Annotated in this window: 16 protein-coding genes and 1 tRNA gene; 10 read left to right on the forward strand and 7 right to left on the reverse strand. The window is 69.9% G+C overall.

Annotated elements, in window-relative coordinates; all coding sequences use genetic code 11:
• Positions 1 to 21: 21 nt before the first annotated feature.
• Complete coding sequence (locus tag HJG44_RS11955) at positions 22 to 1,224, reverse strand: pyridoxal phosphate-dependent aminotransferase (RefSeq protein WP_171218591.1); 1,203 nt, start codon at positions 1,222 to 1,224, stop codon at positions 22 to 24.
• A 230-nt stretch (positions 1,225 to 1,454) separates the two neighbouring features.
• Between HJG44_RS11955 and rfbD the strand changes: the two genes are divergently transcribed.
• Positions 1,455 to 2,333, forward strand: a complete 879-nt coding sequence (rfbD, locus tag HJG44_RS11960; protein ID WP_171218592.1) for a dTDP-4-dehydrorhamnose reductase — start codon at positions 1,455 to 1,457, stop codon at positions 2,331 to 2,333.
• Between the two features lie 33 nt (positions 2,334 to 2,366).
• Here the strand turns inward: rfbD and HJG44_RS11965 are convergent, their stop codons facing one another.
• Together HJG44_RS11965 and HJG44_RS11970 are read right to left on the reverse strand one after the other, a co-directional pair.
• Positions 2,367 to 3,302: a hydroxymethylglutaryl-CoA lyase gene (locus HJG44_RS11965; protein ID WP_171218593.1), complete on the reverse strand. Its 936-nt coding sequence runs from the start codon at positions 3,300 to 3,302 to the stop codon at positions 2,367 to 2,369.
• Positions 3,302 to 4,549 carry a CaiB/BaiF CoA transferase family protein gene (locus HJG44_RS11970; RefSeq protein ID WP_171218594.1) on the reverse strand — a complete coding sequence of 416 codons (1,248 nt, stop codon included), beginning with the start codon at positions 4,547 to 4,549 and terminating at the stop codon, positions 3,302 to 3,304. Before HJG44_RS11970 ends, HJG44_RS11965 begins: the two co-directional genes overlap by 1 nt.
• Before the next feature lie 267 nt (positions 4,550 to 4,816).
• Between HJG44_RS11970 and prpR the strand changes: the two genes are divergently transcribed.
• The 8 genes from prpR (at position 4,817) to HJG44_RS12010 (ending at position 13,476) form a co-directional block, all read left to right on the forward strand.
• Positions 4,817 to 6,748, forward strand: a complete 1,932-nt coding sequence (gene prpR, locus HJG44_RS11975; RefSeq protein ID WP_171218595.1) for a propionate catabolism operon regulatory protein PrpR — start codon at positions 4,817 to 4,819, stop codon at positions 6,746 to 6,748.
• 396 nt (positions 6,749 to 7,144) lie between these two features.
• Positions 7,145 to 8,029: an isocitrate lyase/PEP mutase family protein gene (locus HJG44_RS11980; protein ID WP_210261067.1), complete on the forward strand. Its 885-nt coding sequence runs from the start codon at positions 7,145 to 7,147 to the stop codon at positions 8,027 to 8,029.
• 11 nt (positions 8,030 to 8,040) lie between these two features.
• Positions 8,041 to 9,456 (forward strand): 3-isopropylmalate dehydratase large subunit, encoded by a 1,416-nt coding sequence (gene leuC, locus HJG44_RS11985; RefSeq protein WP_171218596.1) that lies wholly within the window; start codon positions 8,041 to 8,043, stop codon positions 9,454 to 9,456.
• Positions 9,456 to 10,052: a 3-isopropylmalate dehydratase small subunit gene (leuD, locus tag HJG44_RS11990; protein ID WP_171218597.1), complete on the forward strand. Its 597-nt coding sequence runs from the start codon at positions 9,456 to 9,458 to the stop codon at positions 10,050 to 10,052. Before leuC ends, leuD begins: the two co-directional genes overlap by 1 nt.
• A 104-nt stretch (positions 10,053 to 10,156) precedes the next feature.
• Positions 10,157 to 11,131, forward strand: a complete 975-nt coding sequence (locus tag HJG44_RS11995) for an ABC transporter substrate-binding protein (protein ID WP_171218598.1) — start codon at positions 10,157 to 10,159, stop codon at positions 11,129 to 11,131.
• A gap of 5 nt (positions 11,132 to 11,136) precedes the next feature.
• Complete coding sequence (locus HJG44_RS12000; protein WP_171218599.1) at positions 11,137 to 11,943, forward strand: ABC transporter ATP-binding protein; 807 nt, start codon at positions 11,137 to 11,139, stop codon at positions 11,941 to 11,943.
• On the forward strand, positions 11,940 to 12,692 hold the full coding sequence (locus tag HJG44_RS12005) for an ABC transporter permease subunit (RefSeq protein WP_171218600.1): 753 nt from the start codon (positions 11,940 to 11,942) through the stop codon (positions 12,690 to 12,692). Before HJG44_RS12000 ends, HJG44_RS12005 begins: the two co-directional genes overlap by 4 nt.
• A complete protein-coding gene (locus HJG44_RS12010; protein ID WP_171218601.1) occupies positions 12,670 to 13,476 on the forward strand; it encodes an ABC transporter permease in 807 nt (268 codons plus the stop codon). The genes HJG44_RS12005 and HJG44_RS12010 overlap by 23 nt, the downstream gene beginning before the upstream one ends.
• A 54-nt stretch (positions 13,477 to 13,530) precedes the next feature.
• Here HJG44_RS12010 and HJG44_RS12015 read toward each other — a convergent pair whose 3' ends face one another.
• Complete coding sequence (locus HJG44_RS12015) at positions 13,531 to 14,307, reverse strand: SDR family oxidoreductase (protein WP_171218602.1); 777 nt, start codon at positions 14,305 to 14,307, stop codon at positions 13,531 to 13,533.
• A 190-nt stretch (positions 14,308 to 14,497) separates the two neighbouring features.
• Here HJG44_RS12015 and hpaE point away from each other — a divergent pair, with 190 nt between their 5' ends.
• Positions 14,498 to 16,030: a 5-carboxymethyl-2-hydroxymuconate semialdehyde dehydrogenase gene (gene hpaE / locus HJG44_RS12020; protein ID WP_171218974.1), complete on the forward strand. Its 1,533-nt coding sequence runs from the start codon at positions 14,498 to 14,500 to the stop codon at positions 16,028 to 16,030.
• An 83-nt stretch (positions 16,031 to 16,113) separates the two neighbouring features.
• On the opposite strand, the gene HJG44_RS12025 is transcribed toward hpaE, so the two are convergent.
• From HJG44_RS12025 to HJG44_RS12035, 3 genes are all read right to left on the reverse strand, one after another.
• Positions 16,114 to 16,190: transfer RNA gene (locus HJG44_RS12025), tRNA-Met, on the reverse strand.
• 92 nt (positions 16,191 to 16,282) lie between these two features.
• Positions 16,283 to 16,933, reverse strand: a complete 651-nt coding sequence (locus HJG44_RS12030; RefSeq protein WP_171218603.1) for a LysE family translocator — start codon at positions 16,931 to 16,933, stop codon at positions 16,283 to 16,285.
• 11 nt (positions 16,934 to 16,944) lie between these two features.
• Positions 16,945 to 17,937, reverse strand: coding sequence for a Bug family tripartite tricarboxylate transporter substrate binding protein (locus HJG44_RS12035; RefSeq protein WP_171218604.1), 993 nt, complete (start codon positions 17,935 to 17,937; stop codon positions 16,945 to 16,947).
• Positions 17,938 to 17,948 lie beyond the last annotated feature (11 nt).

The following is a 17,948-nucleotide window of genomic DNA, read 5'->3' on the forward strand; positions in this document are numbered from 1 at the left end:
TGGGGGCCGCTCGCCGGCAGGTCAGCGCAGCTCGCCGCAGAAGCGCTGGATGCGCCGGCAGGCCTCCTCCAGGAGTTCGTTCGAGGTGGCGTAGGAGATGCGCAGGTTCGGGCCGAGGCCGAAGGCCGAGCCGTGGACGGCCGCGACGCCTTCCTGCTCCAGCAGCTCGAGGACGAAATCCTCGTCCGTCTCGATGCGCTTGCCGGATTTCGTCGTCTTGCCGATCGTGTCCGCGCAGGAGGGATAGACGTAGAACGCCCCTTCGGGCTTGGGGCATTTCAGGCCGGTGGCCTGGTTGAGCATGGACACGACGAGGTCGCGCCGCTCCTCGAAGGCCTTCCTGAAGACCTTGAGGTGGTCCTGCGGCCCGTCGAGCGCCTCGACGGAGGCCCATTGCGCGATGGAGCAGGCGCCGCTCGTCTGCTGGCCCTGCACGAAGTCCATGGCCTTGATGAGCTGCTCGGGACCGGCCGCATAGCCGATGCGCCAGCCGGTCATCGCATAGGCTTTGGAGACGCCGTTCATCGTCAGCGTGCGCTCGTAGAGGTTCGGCTCGACCTGGGCGGGGGTGACGAACTCGAAGTCGCCGTAGGTGAGATGCTCGTACATGTCGTCGGTGAGCACCCAGACATGCGGGTGCCGGACGAGCACGTCCGTGATCTTCTTCATCTCGTCCCAGGTATAGGCGGCCCCGGACGGATTGGACGGCGAGTTGAGGATGATCCACTTCGTCTTCGGCGTGATGGCGCGTTCGAGCACCTCCGGCTGGAGCTTGAAGCCGTGCTCCATCGCGGCCTCGACGATCACCGGCGTGCCGCTGCACAGGCCGACCATCTCCGGGTAGGAGACCCAGTAGGGCGCCACGACGATCACCTCGTCGCCCGGGTTCAGCGTCGCCATCAGCGCGTTGAAGATGACGTGCTTGCCGCCGGTGCCGACGATCGTCTGCGACGGCTTGTAGTCGAGCCCGTTCTCGCGCTTGAACTTGCGGGCGATCGCCTCGCGCAGCTGCGGGATGCCGGAGACCGGGGTGTACTTCGTCTCGCCGCGCCGGATCGCCTCGATCGCGGCCTGCTTGACGTTGTCCGGCGTGTCGAAATCCGGCTCGCCGACGGAGAGCGAGATCACGTCCCGGCCTTTCGCCTTCAGGTCGCGGGCCTTCTGCGTCATCATGATGGTCGCGGAGGGCTTCACGCGCGAAAGGGTGTCGGCCAGGAAGGCCATGGAACGTCTCCGATGGTGCTGAGAGCGCCGGGACCCTAGTGCGCCGCACCATCCGGTTCAAGGTGAAACGCTTGATGGTACCGATCACGCGACCCGATGCGTCGCCGCGCAATGGGGCGCGGTTCCTTCGGCCTCGGCCCGGTGCTATTGCGGCGAGCCCTCACGCAGCGCAGCCGGCCTGACCGCCGGATCGCGTCCGCGGGACGGGGACGCATCGGCCAGGGTCGCGCATGGACATCCTCGTTACGGGCGGCTCGGGGCAGGTCGGGACCGAGCTCCAGCGGCAGGCCTGGCCGGAGGGCGTGCGGCTCCACGCCCCGGCGCGCGCCGAGCTCGACCTGGCCGATGCGGAGGCGATCGATCGCGTCCTCGCCGCCCGGCCCTGGGCCGCGATCATCTCGTCAGGGGCCTATACGGCGGTGGACAAGGCCGAGACGGAGGTCGTGCAGGCCTGGCGGGTCAATGCGCTCGCCCCGGCGCTCCTCGCCAGGCGCAGCGCCGAGCGCGGCATTCCGATCGTGCATGTCTCGACCGATTACGTCTTTCCCGGATCGAAGGACGGCTATTACCGCGAGGACGATCCCGTCGGTCCGCTCGGCGTCTACGGCGCCTCGAAGGAGGGCGGCGAGCAGGCGGTCCGCACGGGCAATCCGCGCCATGCGATCATTCGCACGGCCTGGGTGGTGAGCCCGCACGGCTCGAACTTCCTCAAGACCATGCTGCGGCTTGCGGGATCGGGCCGCGAGGAACTGGGCGTCGTCTCGGACCAGCGCGGCTGCCCGACCTTCGCGGGCGACCTCGCGGCGGCGCTCGCCCGCGTCACCCTCGATCTCGTCCGCAGCCCGGATGCGCCGGCCGGCACCTTCCACTTCGTGAATGCGGGCGAGGCGAGCTGGGCCGGATTTGCGGAAGCGATCTTCGCGGCCTCCGCCCGGCGCGGCGGGCCGTCGGCGCGCGTCAAGGCGATCAGCACGGCCGAGTACCCGACGCCGGCCCGCAGGCCCGCCAATTCGCGTCTCGCGACCGATCGGATCCGGGACGCGTTCGGCATCGCGCCGCGGCCCTGGCAGGACGCGCTGGAAGAGGCCGTGGCCGCGCTGCAGCCGTGATCGGGGCCCGGCCGGCGGGAAGGCCCCGAAGGATCATGCCGGGACAGGCGGGAAGATGCTGCAATGTGCCGTCTGGGCCGGAAGGCGGCGGCCCATCCGCTCTTCGAGCCAGGCGGTTGTATCGCGCAGGCCCGCGAACGCGACCCCGGAGGCGACGCCGCTGCGGTCGAGCATATAGACGAGGTCCTCCGTGCCGATATTGCCGGTCGCCTCGGGCGCGAAGGGGCAGCCGCCCATCCCGCCGAGGCTCGCGTCCAAGGCCGACACGCCCATTCTGAGCGCGGCGTCGGCATTGGCGTAGCCGGTATTGCGCGTGTTGTGGAAATGGGCGCGCAGCTTCATCCCGGGCGCGGCGTCGCGGATGGCCGCGAAGCGGATCTCGACATCCGCCGGGCCGCCGACCCCGATCGTGTCGGCAAGCGACAGCTCCTCGGTCCCGATATCGGCCACCGCGCGGGCCAGATCCGCGACCCGCGCCACCGGGACCTCGCCCTCGAAGGGGCAGCCGAAGGCCGCCGCGATCGTGACCGAGCGGAACAGTCCCGCCGCTTCGGCCCTGCGCGAGATGGCGCGCCAGGTCTCCAGGTTCTCCTGGACCGTCGCGCCCTGGTTGCGCTGGCTGAAGGTCTCGCTCGCCACCGCCGCGAAGGTGATCTCGGCGAAGGCTCCGGTCGCGAGCGCCCGGTCGAAGCCGCGCTCGTTCAGGACCAGGGCCGACAGGCGCAGATGCGGGATATCGCCCAGGCGGCGCACGACCTCCTCGGCATCCGCCATCTGCGGCACGCGCTTGGGATGCACGAAGCTCGTCGCCTCGATCCGCCGCAGCCCGGTCGCGGCCAGCCTGCGGATCAGCTCGATCTTCACGTCGGTCGGAACGAGCTGGGGATCGTTCTGGAGCCCGTCCCGCGGCCCCACCTCGACGATCTCGACCTCTTTCGGCCGCACGCCGTTTCCGGTCGGGCCCGACATCACGCAGCCTCGCGCCGGCCGGCGCCGATGACGCCCTCGCGGGCGAGCCTCGCCATCCGGTCCGCCCCCATGCCGAGCAGCCCGCCGAACACCTCGTCGTTGTGCTCGCCGAGGTCCGGCCCGGCGCGCTTGACCTGGCCGGGCGTCGCCGACAGGCGCGGGGCGACGTTCTGCATCTTCAGCATCCCGAGCCGCGGATGCGCCACCTGGACGATCGCCTCGCGCGCCTTGAAATGCGCATCCTCCAGCATCTCGGGGGCACGGTAGATGTCGCCGCGCGGCACCCCGTGCTCGTCCAGCAGCCGCCCGAGCTCCTCCCGTTCGAAGCCGGAAGTCCATTCCGCGATCATGGCGTCGAGCTCCGCCTGGCGCTGGCCGCGCGCCGTGTGGGTCGCGTAGCGCGGATCCTCGGCCAGCTCCGGCCGGCCCATCGCGGCCGCGAGGCGCTTGAAGACCGTGTCCTGGTTGGCCGCGATCAGCACGAAGACGCCGCTCTTGGTCGGGTAGACGTTGGAGGGCGCGATATTGGGCAGGATCGAGCCCGTGCGCTCGCGGATATAGCCGGTCTTGTCGTATTCGGTGACGAGGTTCTCCATCACGGCGAGGACGGCCTCGTAGATGGCGCTGTCGACGACCTGCCCGCGTCCGGTGCGCTCGCGCGCATGCAGGGCCATCAGGCCGCCCAGGCAGGCGAAGGTCGCAGCCAGCGTGTCGCCGATCGAGATGCCGGTGCGGGATGGCGGGTTGGACGGATCGCCGACCACGTAGCGCAGCCCGCCCATGGCCTCGCCGATCGCGCCGTAGCCGGCGTTCCTGGAATAGGGCCCAGTTTGGCCGTAGCCGGAGACGCGGATCATGATGAGGCGCGGATTGACGGCGGCCAGCGCCTCGTAGCCGAGGCCCCACTTCTCCATCGTGCCGGGCCGGAAATTCTCGATCAGGATGTCGGAGCGCTTCACCAGCTCGCGGATGATCTCCTGCCCCTCGGGAACGCGGGCATTGATCTCGATCGACTTCTTGTTGCGGGCGATCACGGGCCACCAGAGCGACTGCCCGTGCGGCTTCTCGCGCCCCCATTCCCGCATCGGGTCGCCGGTGCCGGGCTGCTCGATCTTGATCACCTCGGCGCCGAAATCCGCCAGCAACTGACCGCAGAAGGGACCGGCAAGGAGCTGGCCCATCTCCAGCACGCGAAGGTCCGAAAGTGGGCCTGCCTGGGCCGCGCCGGCAGGGCTGTCGTCTGTCATGGCTGGCTTGCTCGTCATGTCGGTCCAGGGCGCCTCGGAGGTCAGGTGATCGCGACCCGCATGACGCGGCTCGTCGCAATCTTCGGTCCGAGCGGGATCGGAGAAGAAGTGCGGGTAATCGCCGGTCTAAGGCAACGGCACGGCAACCGCCATGCCACCGCGACGGTCGTGCAAGTGACTGACACGGCTCGCGTTTGACGTTGTCACCTCCCGGCATGCTACGTTTCACGAAGACGCGTGAGACGTCGGTGAAACGGGAGGCCGGCGATGCAGACACCTCTTGCGGAGGCGGAGGGGCCGATCCGGCTCTGCTTCCTCAGCTATCGTCACCTGAGCCGCCTCGCGCGCTCGGTGATCGAGGAATATGGCGACCGGGCTCAGTTCGAGGTCATCGACGAATCCTTCGAGGCGGCGCTCGCCATCGCGCGCGCCCGCGAGCGCAGCGGCACCATCGACGCCTTCGTGAGCGCCGGCGCGAATGCCAGCTTCCTGCGCGGCTCGCTGTCCACGCCCGTCGCGGTCATCAAGGTCACGGGATACGACATCATGCTCGCGATGCTGAAGGCGCGCGAGATCACGCGGCGCGTCGGCGTCGTGAGCTATCGCCAGACCGTCCCCGAACTCGACCAGGTGCGGGACCTCCTGCGCGTCGAGGTGGCCCAGAAGGCCTATCGTACCCCGGCGGAGGCGCAGGAGGCGGTGCGCGAACTCGCCGCACATGGCTACCCGGTCGTGATCGGCTCCAGCATCGTGTGCGAAAGCGCTGAGAAGGAAGGGCTCACGGCCATCCTCTCCTATTCGCTCTCCTCCGTGCGGCAGGGCATCGAAGATGCGCTCGAGCTCGGCCGGGTCGCCCGGCTCGAGCGGGCGCGCTACGCCCAGCTCGACGGCGTGCTCCAGAGCCTGGAGGGAGCGGTGCTGGCGGTGGACCGGAGGCACCGGATCGTGGCGCTCAACACGCCCATGGAGCGGGTGCTCGGCGGCAGCCGGGCGGAGCTCCTCGGCCAGCCGCTCGACCGCTACCCGGCTGAACTGTCCCTCCTGGGCACGCTGGAGAGCGGCGAGCCGGATCGGGGCGAGGTGATCCGCGTCGCGCGCCGCGACTGGGTCCGGGGCCGGTCGGCGATCCGGGAGCGTGGCCAGATCACCGGAGCGGTGCTGACCCTGCAGGATGCGCGCTCCATCCGCGAGGCGGATACGAGCCTGCGCTCGCAGAAGCGGAAGGAGAAGTCCCCCGCCGCCCGCTACAGCTTCGCGGATCTGAAGGGCAGCTCGCCCGCTCTCCAGCGGGCGCGGGAGACGGCGCGCCGCTTCGCCGCCACCGACATCACCGTTCTCATCTCCGGCGAAAGCGGCACCGGCAAGGAGCTGTTCGCCCAGGCGATCCACAGCGCGAGCAGGCGCGCCGATCGGCCCTTCGTCGCCGTCAACTGCTCGGCCTTCCCGGAGACGCTGCTCGAGAGCGAGCTGTTCGGCTACGAGGAAGGCGCCTTCTCCGGATCACGCCGCGGCGGCAAGCCGGGCCTGTTCGAGGCCGCGCATACCGGAACGCTCTTTCTCGACGAGATCGGCGACATGGCGCCCCCGCTGCAGACGCGCCTCCTGCGGGCGCTGCAGGAGCGCGAGATCGTCAGGCTGGGAGGCGTCGGGCCGATCCCGGTCGACGTCCGGATCATCGCCGCGACGCATCAGCCGCTCGACCTTCTCATCCAGGAGAGGCGGTTCAGGTCGGACCTCTACTACCGCATCAACATCCTGCGGCTGCAGGTGCCGCCGCTCCGGGATCGGGCGGAGGATGTCGAGGAGCTGGCGAGTACCTTCCTCGCCCGCTGCCTCCGGCGTCTCGGATCGACGCTCGATCCGGAACTCTTCGCAGCCCTCCTGCCGCGCCTGGTGGCGTACCGATGGCCCGGCAATGTCCGGGAGCTGGAGAATCTGTGCGAGCGCCTGGCCGTGCTCCTGGCTCACGGCCAGGCGGATGGGCCGGCATCCCTCGAATATCTCGCGCAGGATTGCCCCGAGCTCTTCGCGCTGCCGCAGCCACCTCCGGCGGCAGGGAGCGCCGCGGACTGGCGCGAGCGGCTCGACGAGGTTCTCGCCGAGACCGGCGGGCGGCGGCAGGAGACGGCGCGCCGCCTGGGCATCAGCCGGGCGACGCTCTGGCGGCACATGCAGGAGCTGGAGCGCCGGGCGACGTGAAACGTTTCATGAGACGGATCGCTCCGTCCGTGAAACGGGCAGCAAGTCGCAACGGGAGGAGGTCGCAGCTTGGTCCGGCCGCCGGTTCAATGACTTAGGCGGCCGTGTCGCCATTCCCCTGCGTGGCACGGCCGTTGCGCAGTCTCTGCCGAAGGGCGGAAAGCCGATCGCGAACATGCGATCCAGCAGGGGAGGATCGAGTGAGGCAGCTGGACCTCGTCTTCGGCGCAGTCTGGCTGTTCGCCGGCCCGGCAATCTGCGCGAGCTTCCTCGGCCTCGGCATCAGGCCTGTCCGGTCCGCCATCGGGCTGGCCACCTCGACGCGGACATCCCGATCGAGGTCAAAGCGCTGTTCGAGATCGGCGACGGCCGCTCACAGGATACGGGGATGACAGGATGATGAACGCTGCCGACAGGTTCGCCGAGCGGCTGAAGAGCGGGGGGATGGTGGTCGCTCCGGGCGCCTATGACTGCATCACGGCCCGGCTGATCGCCCAGGCGGGTTTCGACGCCGTCTACATGACGGGCGCGGGGACGGCCGCGACGCTCGGCTTCCCCGATTACGGGCTCGTGACGATGAGCGAGATGACCGAGAATGCGGGCCGGATCGCGGACGCGGTCGACGTCCCGGTCATCGCAGATGCCGATACCGCCTTCGGCAACGAACTGAACGCCACCCGGACCGTACGGGAATACGAGAAGAAGGGCGTCGCGGGCATCCATATCGAGGACCAGGAATTCCCCAAGCGCTGCGGCCACCTCGACAACAAGGTCGTCATCCCGCTCGACGACTACATCGCCAAGATCAGGGCGGCGGTCGCCGCGAAGCGGAACCCGAACTTCACCATCATCGCCCGCACCGACTCACGTGCCGGGATGGGCCTGGAGGAGGCCGTCCGCCGCTGCAACGCGGCCCTGGAGGCGGGCGCCGGCATGGCCTTTCTCGAAGCGCCGCAGACGCTCGATGAGATCGCCGCCGTGCCGAAGCTCGTGAAGGGGCCGTGCCTGCTCAACCTCGCCTGGGCCGGGAAGACGCCCCAGGTCGACCTCGCGGAGGCGGACCGCATGGGCTACCGCCTCGCCATCCTGCCGGGCGTGCTGATGGCGGCGGTCATCAGCCGCTGCGACGAGGTGCTGGCGGAGCTTCGCGATGCCGGCCGCCATCCGCAGCTCGACGCCAGGATGTCGCCGGGCGAGATGTTCCGGCGCATGGGATCGGCGGACTGGGACCCGCTGCGCGACCGCTTCCGCCCGCCGTCCCCGCGCATCGCCGCCGAATAGGGGAGGGGCGCATGGGGACGCCCAGGACGCTCTTCGACAAGATCTGGTCGGCGCATGCGATCGTCGAGCGCGAGGACGGCTCGACGCTGCTCCATGTCGACCGGCATCTCATACACGACGTCGCCGGCGTGATCATCGGCGAACTCGCCGAGCGCGGGCTGCCTGTCCGGCGGCCGGACCGTACCTTCGCGGTGCCGGACCACTACGCGCCGACCACGGGGCGCGCGGGTCCGGATCCGCTTTCGGCGTCGCCCCATGCCGGCCATATCCGGGCGCTCGAGGCCGGCGCCCGCGAGACCGGCATGACCCTGTTCGCGCTGGACGACATCCGCCAGGGCATCGTCCACGTGATCGGGCCGGAGCAGGGGATCACGCAGCCGGGCACCGTCCTCGTCTGCGGCGACAGCCACACGGCCACCCATGGCGCGCTCGGCGCGCTCGCCTTCGGCATCGGCGCCTCCGAGATCGCCCATGTGCTCGCGACCCAGGCGCTCTGGCAGAAGAAGCCGAGGACGATGCGCGTCACGATCGACGGCGCGCTCGCGCCCGGGGTCCAGTCGAAGGACGTCATCCTCGCGCTCATCGGCAAGATCGGGGCGGCGGGCGGGACCGGCCACGTCATCGAATATGCCGGCTCGCTGATCCGCAGCCTCTCGGTCGAGGCGCGCCTCACGATCTGCAACATGTCGATCGAGGCCGGCGCGCGGGCCGGGATGATCAGCCCGGACGAGACGACCTTCGCCTATCTCGAGGGACGGCCCTTCGCCCCGAAGGGCGAACATTGGGAGGCGGCGCTGGCGCATTGGCGCAGGCTGCCGACGGACGAGGGCGCCCGCTTCGACCGCGAGCTGACGCTGGACGCGTCCTCGATCGCGCCCATGGTCACCTGGGGCACGAGCCCCGAAGCCGCGCTCCCGATCACCGGGCGCGTCCCCGACCCGGCCGAGGTCGCAGACCGCGAGCGGCGGACGGACATGGTCCACGCGCTGGAATATATGGGCCTCACGCCCGGCACGCGGCTCGACGCGATCGCGATCGACCGGGTGTTCATCGGCTCCTGCACCAATAGCCGGATCGAGGATCTGCGGGCTGCGGCCCGGGTGGTGGATGGCCGCCGCTCGGTCGTGCCCGCGATGGTCGTGCCCGGGTCCGGGCTGGTGAAGGCTCAGGCCGAAGCCGAGGGCCTCGACCGGATCTTCCGCGACGCCGGTTTCGAGTGGCGGGACGCGGGCTGCTCGATGTGCGTCGGCATGAACGGCGACCTCGTCGCCTCCGGCGAGCGCTGCGCCTCGACCTCGAACCGGAACTTCGTCGGCCGGCAGGGGAGGGGAGCGCGCACCCACCTCGTGAGCCCGACCATGGCCGCCGCCGCGGCCGTCACGGGGCGGCTCACCGACGTGCGCCGCCTTCTGCAGGGAGGCGCCTGATGGAGCCGTTCCGCACCCTCTCGGCCGTGGCAGCGCCGCTTCCCTCGGCCAATGTCGACACCGACCAGATCATCCCGGCCCGGTTCCTCTGGAAGGCCAGGCGCGACGGCTTCGCGGATACCCTCTTCAGCGACCTGCGCTCCGGCCGGGACGGCGGCACCTTCGTGCTCGACCGGCCGGAATTCGCGCATGCACGCATTCTCGTGGCGGAGCGCAATTTCGGCTGCGGCTCCTCGCGCGAGCACGCCGTCTGGGCGCTCTGGGACGGAGGCATTCGGGCCGTCGTCGCGCCGAGCTTCGGGGACATCTTCTATAACAACGCGCTGAAGAACGGGCTCCTGCCGGTCGTGCTTCCGCCGGAGCGCGTGGCGGCGCTCCTGGAGATCCTGTCGGCCCGTCCCGGAAGCATCGTCACGATCGACCTGGCGGCCCAGACCGTGACGGGGCCGGACGGCCACGCCGACCGGTTCGAGATCGACCCGCTCCGGAAGGAATGCCTGCTGGAGGGGCTCGACGATATCGACCTGACGCTGCGCTACCGGGACAGGATGGAGGCCTTCGAGCGCGAGCACGACAGGCGCCATCCCTGGCTTTGACCGGAGCGTGGGATCGCCGGGGTTGCCGTCCGCGGCCCCAGCGTGTCGATTAGAGTGAACGAACGTCAGCGGCGCCGCAAAGCGCGCCATTCGGGAGGGAAAGCATGCGCAGATGGGCAATCGCCGCGGCCTTCGCGGTCGCAACCGCGACGGCGCCGCAGGCAGTCGAGCTCAACGTCACCCATTTCGGCACGGGCATGTACGGCGTGCCTTACGCGGTGGCGAAGGAGAAGGGGTACTTCAAGGAAGCCGGGATCGACGTCACAGGGTTCCTCACCTCCGCCGGCGGCGGCACGACCGTGCGCAACGCGCTCGCCTCCGAGCTCCCCTACGGCGAGGTCGCTCTGCCGGCCGTCATCGCGGCCGCACAGCAGGGCCTCGAACTCACCATCGTGCATGGCGGCGTCCTGAGCGTCGCGGACCAGGTCTGGGTCACGCGTAAGGACGACGAGCGCATCAAGACCGTCCAGGATCTGAAGGGCAAGAAGCTCGGCTATTCGAGCCCGAAGTCCGTCACCGACATGATCACGACCATGATGCTCGAGGACAACAAGCTGACCGGCCAGGTCGAGCGGCGTCCGATCGGCGGCATCGGCGCGGGCGTGGCCGCCCTGCGGGAGGGCGGGGTGGATATGACCTACATCACGCAGCCGGTCTGGGCGAAGGAGGAGGCGAATTTCCGCCACGTCTTCACGTCGACTGACTGGGTGCCGCGGGTCACCCAAACCGTCGGCGTCGTGAAGACGGAATTCCTGAAGAAGAATCCGGACCTCATCCGCAAGCTCATCGTGGCGCGCCGCAAGGGCGTCGAGTTCATCCGCCAGAACCCCGCCGAGGCCGCAGCCATCATGGCCAAGGAGTACAAGATACCGCTCGAACATGCGAAGAAGTCGATCGACGACATCCTTGCCGTGAAGGGGGAGTACTGGAGCCCCGGCGGGTTCGACTACGAGGGCATGGACGTCATGCTGCGCGGCCTGCAGCTCGTGAAGGCGGTCGGAGCCGGCCCGTTCGACTGGAGCAAGTATGTCGACGAGAGCTACCTGCCCGACGATCTGAAGCGGAAGCCGAAATCCTGACGAAGATGGGTTCCAGCTCAACCGTCCAGGCTAGCCTCTCCGGGGTGACGCGCGTCTATCCCGCCGGAGGGGCAGGCAAGCCAGTCCACGCCCTCGGGCCCATCGACCTGGAACTCAGGGCCGGCGAGTTCTTCTCGGTCGTCGGACCCTCCGGCTGCGGGAAATCGACCCTGCTCGACGTGATGGCGGGGCTTGCCCCGCCATCGTCCGGAACCATCGCCTTCGAGGGCAAGCCCGTGCGCGGCCAGGTTCCGGACGGGATCGGGGTCGTGTTCCAGGAGGATGCCAGCTTCCCGTGGCTGACCGCCTACGACAACGCGGCCTTCGCGGCCCGCCAGGCCGGGCTGCCCGAGAACGAAGTCCGGGCCCGGGTCGAGCACACGCTCTCCTTCATGGGCCTGATGCCCTTCGCCGGCGCCTACCCCGCCCAGCTCTCCGGCGGCATGCGCCAGCGCGTCTGCATCGCCCGCACGCTCGTGACGCGTCCGCGCCTCCTGCTCCTCGACGAGCCGTTCGGGGCTCTCGACCAGCAGACGCGGCTGTTGATGGGAGACGAGCTCCTGGCCCTGTGGCGCGAGACGGGCGCGACGGTTCTCCTCATCACCCACTCGCTCGACGAGGCCGCCCTCCTGTCGGACCGGATCGGCGTGATGTCGGCGAGGCCGGGCACGTTCATCGATCTCGTCGAGACCGGCTGGCCGCGCGAGCGCGACAGCCGCATCGTCTCCCGTCCGGAGTTCGGCGAGCTGACGGGCCGGATCTGGGCCGGGCTCCGGGATCAGTCCATGCGCGCTCTGGCGGCTGCTCGGTGACCCGCGCCGGCATCATCCGGATCGGCGTCCTGGTCGGGGCGGTGGCGGCGCTCGAAGCCGCCTGCCGGGCCGGCTACGTCAACCGCCAGGCGGTCATCGCCCCGAGCGAGATGGTGCGCGGCGCCTGGCGCGTGCTCGGGACGCAGGAGGCGCGCGGCCACATCGCCGAGACGCTGACCACCGTGTCCCTCGCCTTCCTCCTGTCCGTGATCGCCGGCTTCGCGATCGGGGTCGCGCTGCATCGCCTGCCGCGCTTCCGCCGCGCCGTCGATCCCCTGCTGGCGAGCTACTACGCCGTCCCCACTTTCGTGTTCTATCCGGTCTTCATCGTGCTGTTCGGCCTGAACCGCTGGCCGCTGGTCGCGATCGGCTTCCTGTTCGCCGTGGTGGCGGTGGCGATCAACACGCTGGACGGGCTCGACCGGCTGCCTCCGGTCTTCATGCGCACGGCCCGCGTCCTGCGGCTCAGCCCGCGGCAGACCCTGCTCCGGATCACCGTCCCGGCGATCGCGCCCTGGCTGTTCACGGCCGTCAAGTTCGCGGTCGCCTATTCCTTCATCGGGGTGATCGCCGGGGAATTCGTGCAGGCCGGCTCGGGCATCGGCTTCGCGATCGCCTTCGCGTACAACTCCTTCGACAACCTCACGATGTACGGGCTGATGCTGCTCCTGTTCGCGTTCGTCTGCACGCTGAACATGAGCCTCTGGACCTGGGAGCAAAAGCTCTATGCGCGCCGCGGCGGACGTTGACGTCCCGGTCCCCGCCTCGCCCCCCGCCGTGCGGCGGGCGGGCCGCCTGGGCGATTCCGCGCTCGTGCTGCTCGGCCTCCTGGCGCTCTGGCAGTTCGGGAGCTGGGTGGTCGGCGCGGCGGTGCTTCCGGCGCCTGCGGCGACCCTTGCGAAGCTCTGGGCGATCATGTCGTCCTCCGATTTCGGCGGCCACGCCTGGGAGACCGGACGCGCCTTCCTCTCGGCCCTTGCGATCGCCTTCGCGGCCGGGCTCGCGATCGGGCTCCTGCTCGGCGCGCACCGCCTCTCGGCCGAGGTGGCCGAGCCGATCCTGGTCGCCCTCTACGCCATCCCGAAGATCACGCTCTATCCCATCATCCTCCTTCTCTTCGGGCTCGGGATCTCGGCGAAGATCGCCTTCGGGGTCATCCACGGGATCGTGCCGGTCGCGGTGTTCACGATGGCAGCGGTGCGCAACATACGCCCGGTCTATCTCCGGGCGGCGCGCGCGATGCGTCTCACGCCCGTTCAGACGGCTGGCCGGATCATGCTGCCCGCCGCGCTGCCGGGGATCGTGTCCGGCCTGCGCATCGGGTTCTCGCTCACTCTGCTCGGGACCCTGATCGGCGAGATGTTCGCGTCGCAGCGGGGCATCGGCTACCTGCTGGTCAAGGCGATGGAGACGAACGACGTCGCGACGGTGGTCGCGCTCGCCACGCTTCTCATCGTCGTCGCGACCATCGTCTCGGGCGCGCTCCTCGCCCTCAACCGGCGGCTCGATCGCTCGCCCAAGCCCGGCCGATGACCGCCCGGCCTCCCGGCGGCATCCGCCGGAACCTCAGCCCCCGTCTTCCGGAGCTCAGACGATGGTCGCGGTCAGCGCCCCATCCATCGTGACGTTCACGCCCGTCAGGTAGCTCGCCCGGTCGGAGGCGAGGAAGGCGACGAAATCGGCGATCTCCCGAGGCTTGGCCATGCGGCCGAGGGGGATGCGTGCGACGCCCTGCTTGAGGGCCTCCTCGACGCTGATGCCCTTCGCGGCTGCGTCGGCCTCCATGCCGCCGGCAACGCGCTCCGTGTCCGTCAGGCCGGGATTGATCCCGACGACCCTGACGCCGGCCTCCGCATAGGCCTGGGCCAGGCCCGCGGTGGCGAGCATGAGCGCGGCATTGGCGGAGCCGCCCGGAAGGTGGATGGGCGAGGCCACCTTTCCGCCATTGCCGATGATGTTCACGACGACCCCGGCGCGGCGCGCCGCCATGCGCTTGATCACCGGGTCGACCACGTTGATGTAGGAGAAGAACTTCGCGTCCATGGCGGCGCGCCAGCTCTCGGGCGTGAGCTGGTCCGGCGGGGTTCGGCGCGCCGCGCCGGCGCTGTTGACCAGGATGTCGATCGGGCCGAGCTCGCGCTCGACCCGGTCGGCAAGGCTCGCCGCCTCCCGCGCATCCGTCAGGTCCGCGCAGTAGCCGCCCGCAATCGACAAGGCGGAGCAGGCGCGATCGACGTTCTCACGCGAGCGCGACGCGATGGCGACCCGGCAGCCTTCGTCCAGCAGAGCCTTGGCGCATGCGAAGCCGATGCCTTTCGACCCCCCGGTGACGAGCGCGGTCCTTCCCCGAAGTCCGAGATCCACGTGCCTGCTCCTCCCCGAACGCCTGGCTGGAAACCCGGCGCCAGGACGTTCGTCACCTGCTACCCCATCGGGCGCGCCATGTCTCCCGCGCGCCCGGGGCGGCTCCGCTCGGCGCAGGGTGACGTTGACCCTCGGACGAGGGTATAATTAACATGATAAATACCGCGTGATCGGGACGCCTCACATGAACATGCCGCTCAGGAACGATGCGGCCGGTGACAACCTGCGCAAGGCGGAGCGCTTCCTCGCCCGCTTCCGGGACGGCGTCGTGGCGCACCGGATCGCGGGCGAGGAGGTCCGATCCGGCGAGGCGTTCGACGATCTCGACCCGCACGACAATTCCGTTCTCTGCCGGGTCGCCGGCGGGGGAGCCGCGGAGATCGACCAGGCTGCGCGCGCGGCCGAGGCCGCGTTCCCGGCCTGGCGCGCCCTCGACGGCGAGAAGCGGCGCGAGCTGCTCCACGCGGTCGCCGACCGCATCGAGGCGCGGGCCGAGGAGATCGCGCTCGTCGAGAGCGTCGATACGGGCCAGCCGATCCGCTACATGGCGAAGGCGGCGCTGCGCGGCGCGGAGAACTTCCGCTTCTATGCCGACAAGGCCCCGGCAGCCCGGGACGGGCTCTCCCTTCCGACCGCCACCCATCTCAACTACACGATCCGCCAGCCGATCGGGCCGGTGGGCGTGATCACGCCCTGGAACACCCCCTTCATGCTGTCGACCTGGAAGATCGCGCCCGCGCTCGCGGCGGGTTGCACGGTCGTCCACAAGCCGGCCGAGTGGAGCCCGCTCAGCGCGGTCGTCCTGTCGGAGGTGATGAGCGAGGTCTTCGACGGGGCGGGGCTCCCGAAGGGCGTCGTCAACCTCGTCCACGGCTTCGGTGAGAGCGCGGGCAAGGCGCTGACCGAGCATCCCGCGATCAAGGCCATCGCCTTCGTGGGCGAGTCGGTCACCGGCAGCCACATCATGGCGCAGGGCGCGCCGACGCTGAAGCGGGTGCATTTCGAGCTCGGCGGCAAGAACCCGGTGATCGTCTTCGACGATGCCGATCTCGACCGTGCGCTCGATGCCGTCCTGTTCATGATCTACAGCCTGAACGGCCAGCGCTGCACCTCGTCGAGCCGCGCGCTCGTCCAGCGCTCCATCTATCCGGACTTCACGGCCCGCCTGAAGGAGCGCGTGGCGAGGATCCGCGTCGGCCATCCCCTCGACCCGAAGACGGAGATCGGGCCGCTCATCCACAGCCGCCACGTCGACAAGGTCCTGAGCTACGCCGACCATGCCCGCTCCGGCGGCGCCACCATCGCCTTCGGGGGCGGGCGGGCGATGGACGGGGCCGGCAACTACGTCTGCCCGACGCTCTTCACCGGAGCGGAGAGCCAGATGCGGATCGCCCAGGAGGAGATCTTCGGGCCGGTCCTGACCGCGATCCCGTTCGAGGACGAGGCCGAGGCCGTGCGCATCGCGAACGACGTCCGCTACGGCCTCGCCGCCTATATCTGGACCGGGGATGTCGGCCGCGCGCATCGCGTCTCGGAGAGCGTCGAAGCCGGGATGGTCTGGGTGAACTCGGAGAACGTCCGCCACCTGCCCACTCCCTTCGGCGGCGTGAAGGCGAGCGGCATCGGCCGGGACGGCGGCGACTACGCCTTCGAGATCTACATGGAGACCAAGAACATCGCGATCGGTCTCGATCGCCACAAGCCGCCACGGATCGGCGTCTGATCCTTCGGTCTTGCCGGCTACCGTGCGCCCGGCTGCTGGGAGCGGGACTACCCGAGCGGCGTCAGGGCGTCAGTGGGGAAAGATGGTAGCGGAGGAGGGACTCGAACCCCCGACACAAGGATTATGATTCCTCTGCTCTAACCAGCTGAGCTACTCCGCCATCCGCGGGTCCGACCGGGAGGCGCCCTATATGGACGGGTGCCTGCCGCTGTCAAGGAAGCTGAACGCCGCCCGCCGTCACGGTGCGCGATCCTACCGCCCCGGCATGGTCGCGATCCGCAGCGCGAAGGCGCCGAAGACGCCCGCGAAGACGTAGTCGATCGCACGCATTACGCGCGGGTGGCGGGTGAGAAGGGCGATCGTCCGCTCGGCCCCCAGCACGAGGACCGCCGCGAGCGGGGTCGAGAAGGCCACGAAATAGAGGCCCAGGAAGACGAGCTGGCCCGAGGCGTGCGGGTTCGCAGCGTCCACGAATTGCGGCAGGAAGGTCACGAAGAAGAGCACGATCTTCGGATTCGTCAGGTTCACCCCGAATCCCAGCAGGAAGGTGCGCCAGGCAGAGAGCTCCTGCCGCCCGGTCTCGCGCATCCGCAGCGCCGAGCCGTTGCGGATGGCATCGACCGCGAGCCATAGGAGATAGGCCGCACCCACCATCTTCAGGACCGCGAAAGCGGTCGCGGAGGCGGCGAGCAGCGCCGAGACGCCGATCACGGCAAGGAGCGTGTGGATGCAGCATCCGGCCATCGCCCCCAGCATGGAGAGGAGCCCCGCCCGCCGGCCGCCCGCGATCGTCTTGGCCAGGAAGAGGCTCATGTCCGGCCCCGGCGTGATGAACAGGACGAAGCAGGCGAGCGAATAGGCGGCGAGCAGCCCGGGCGCAGGAACGATGCCGTCGAGCAGCATGACGGAGGTCCTCAGGGTTTCGGCGGCTCGATCTTCGCCGCCTTGATGATGCCTGCCCAGCGCGTCACCTCCTCGCGCTGGAACGCCGCGAAGGCGTCGGGCTCGCGCCAGTTCAGGCTCATCCCCTGCTTGGCGATGTTGGCCTGGACCTCCGGCCTGTCGAGCGCGGCCTTGATCAGGTCGCGGTAGCGGTCGCGGATCGCGGGCGCGATCCCGGCGGGCGCGAAGATGGCGCACCAGGCATCCGCCTCGACGCCCGGGACGCCGGCGCCGGCAAGGGTCGGAAGATCGGGCAGGTGCGGGGAGGGCCGCGGCGAGGCGACGCCGAGCGCCCGGAGTTCCTGACCCTGCACCTGGCCGAGCACGGTCGGCACCGTCGCGAAGCTCATGTCCACGCGGCCGCCGATCAGATCCTGCAGCATCGGGGCGGCCCCGCGATACGGCACGTGGACGAGATTGGTCCCCGTCTGCGCCTTGAAGAGCTCCATCGTGAGATGCGAGGCGGAGCCGGGACCCGTCGAGCCGCAGGTGAGCTCGCGGCCTGAACTCCTCGCCAGGGAAAGCAGCCCGGCGACGTCCTCGGCGGGGAGATCCTTCCTGACGACGAGGAGGTGCTGCAGGTCCGCAAGGCCCGCCAGCGGAGCGAAATCCCTGATCGGGTCGTAGCCCCCGCCATCGGGCAGGAGCGAGATGTTCGTCGCGTGCGTCTGGTTCGTGGACAGGACGAGGGTATGCCCGTCCGGCTCCGAGCGGGCGACGCGCCGCGTGCCGAGCGCGCCCGAGGCGCCGGGCTGGTTCTCGACCACGACCGACTGGCCGAGAGGGCCCTGGATCCCCTCCGCCACGATGCGGGCCAGCACGTCCACGGCGCCCCCTGCCGGGTAGGGAACCACGATGGTCACCGTCCGGCTCGGCGCCCAACCCTGAGCCCAGGCCCGTCCGCCGGCGAGCGCGACGGCGGTCGCCCCGGCGCTCCGCAGCAGCATGCGTCGGCGATCGATCATCTGGTCTCCCC

Source organism: Enterovirga aerilata, from assembly GCF_013044135.1.
Classification (GTDB): Bacteria; Pseudomonadota; Alphaproteobacteria; order Rhizobiales; family Beijerinckiaceae; genus Enterovirga; species Enterovirga aerilata.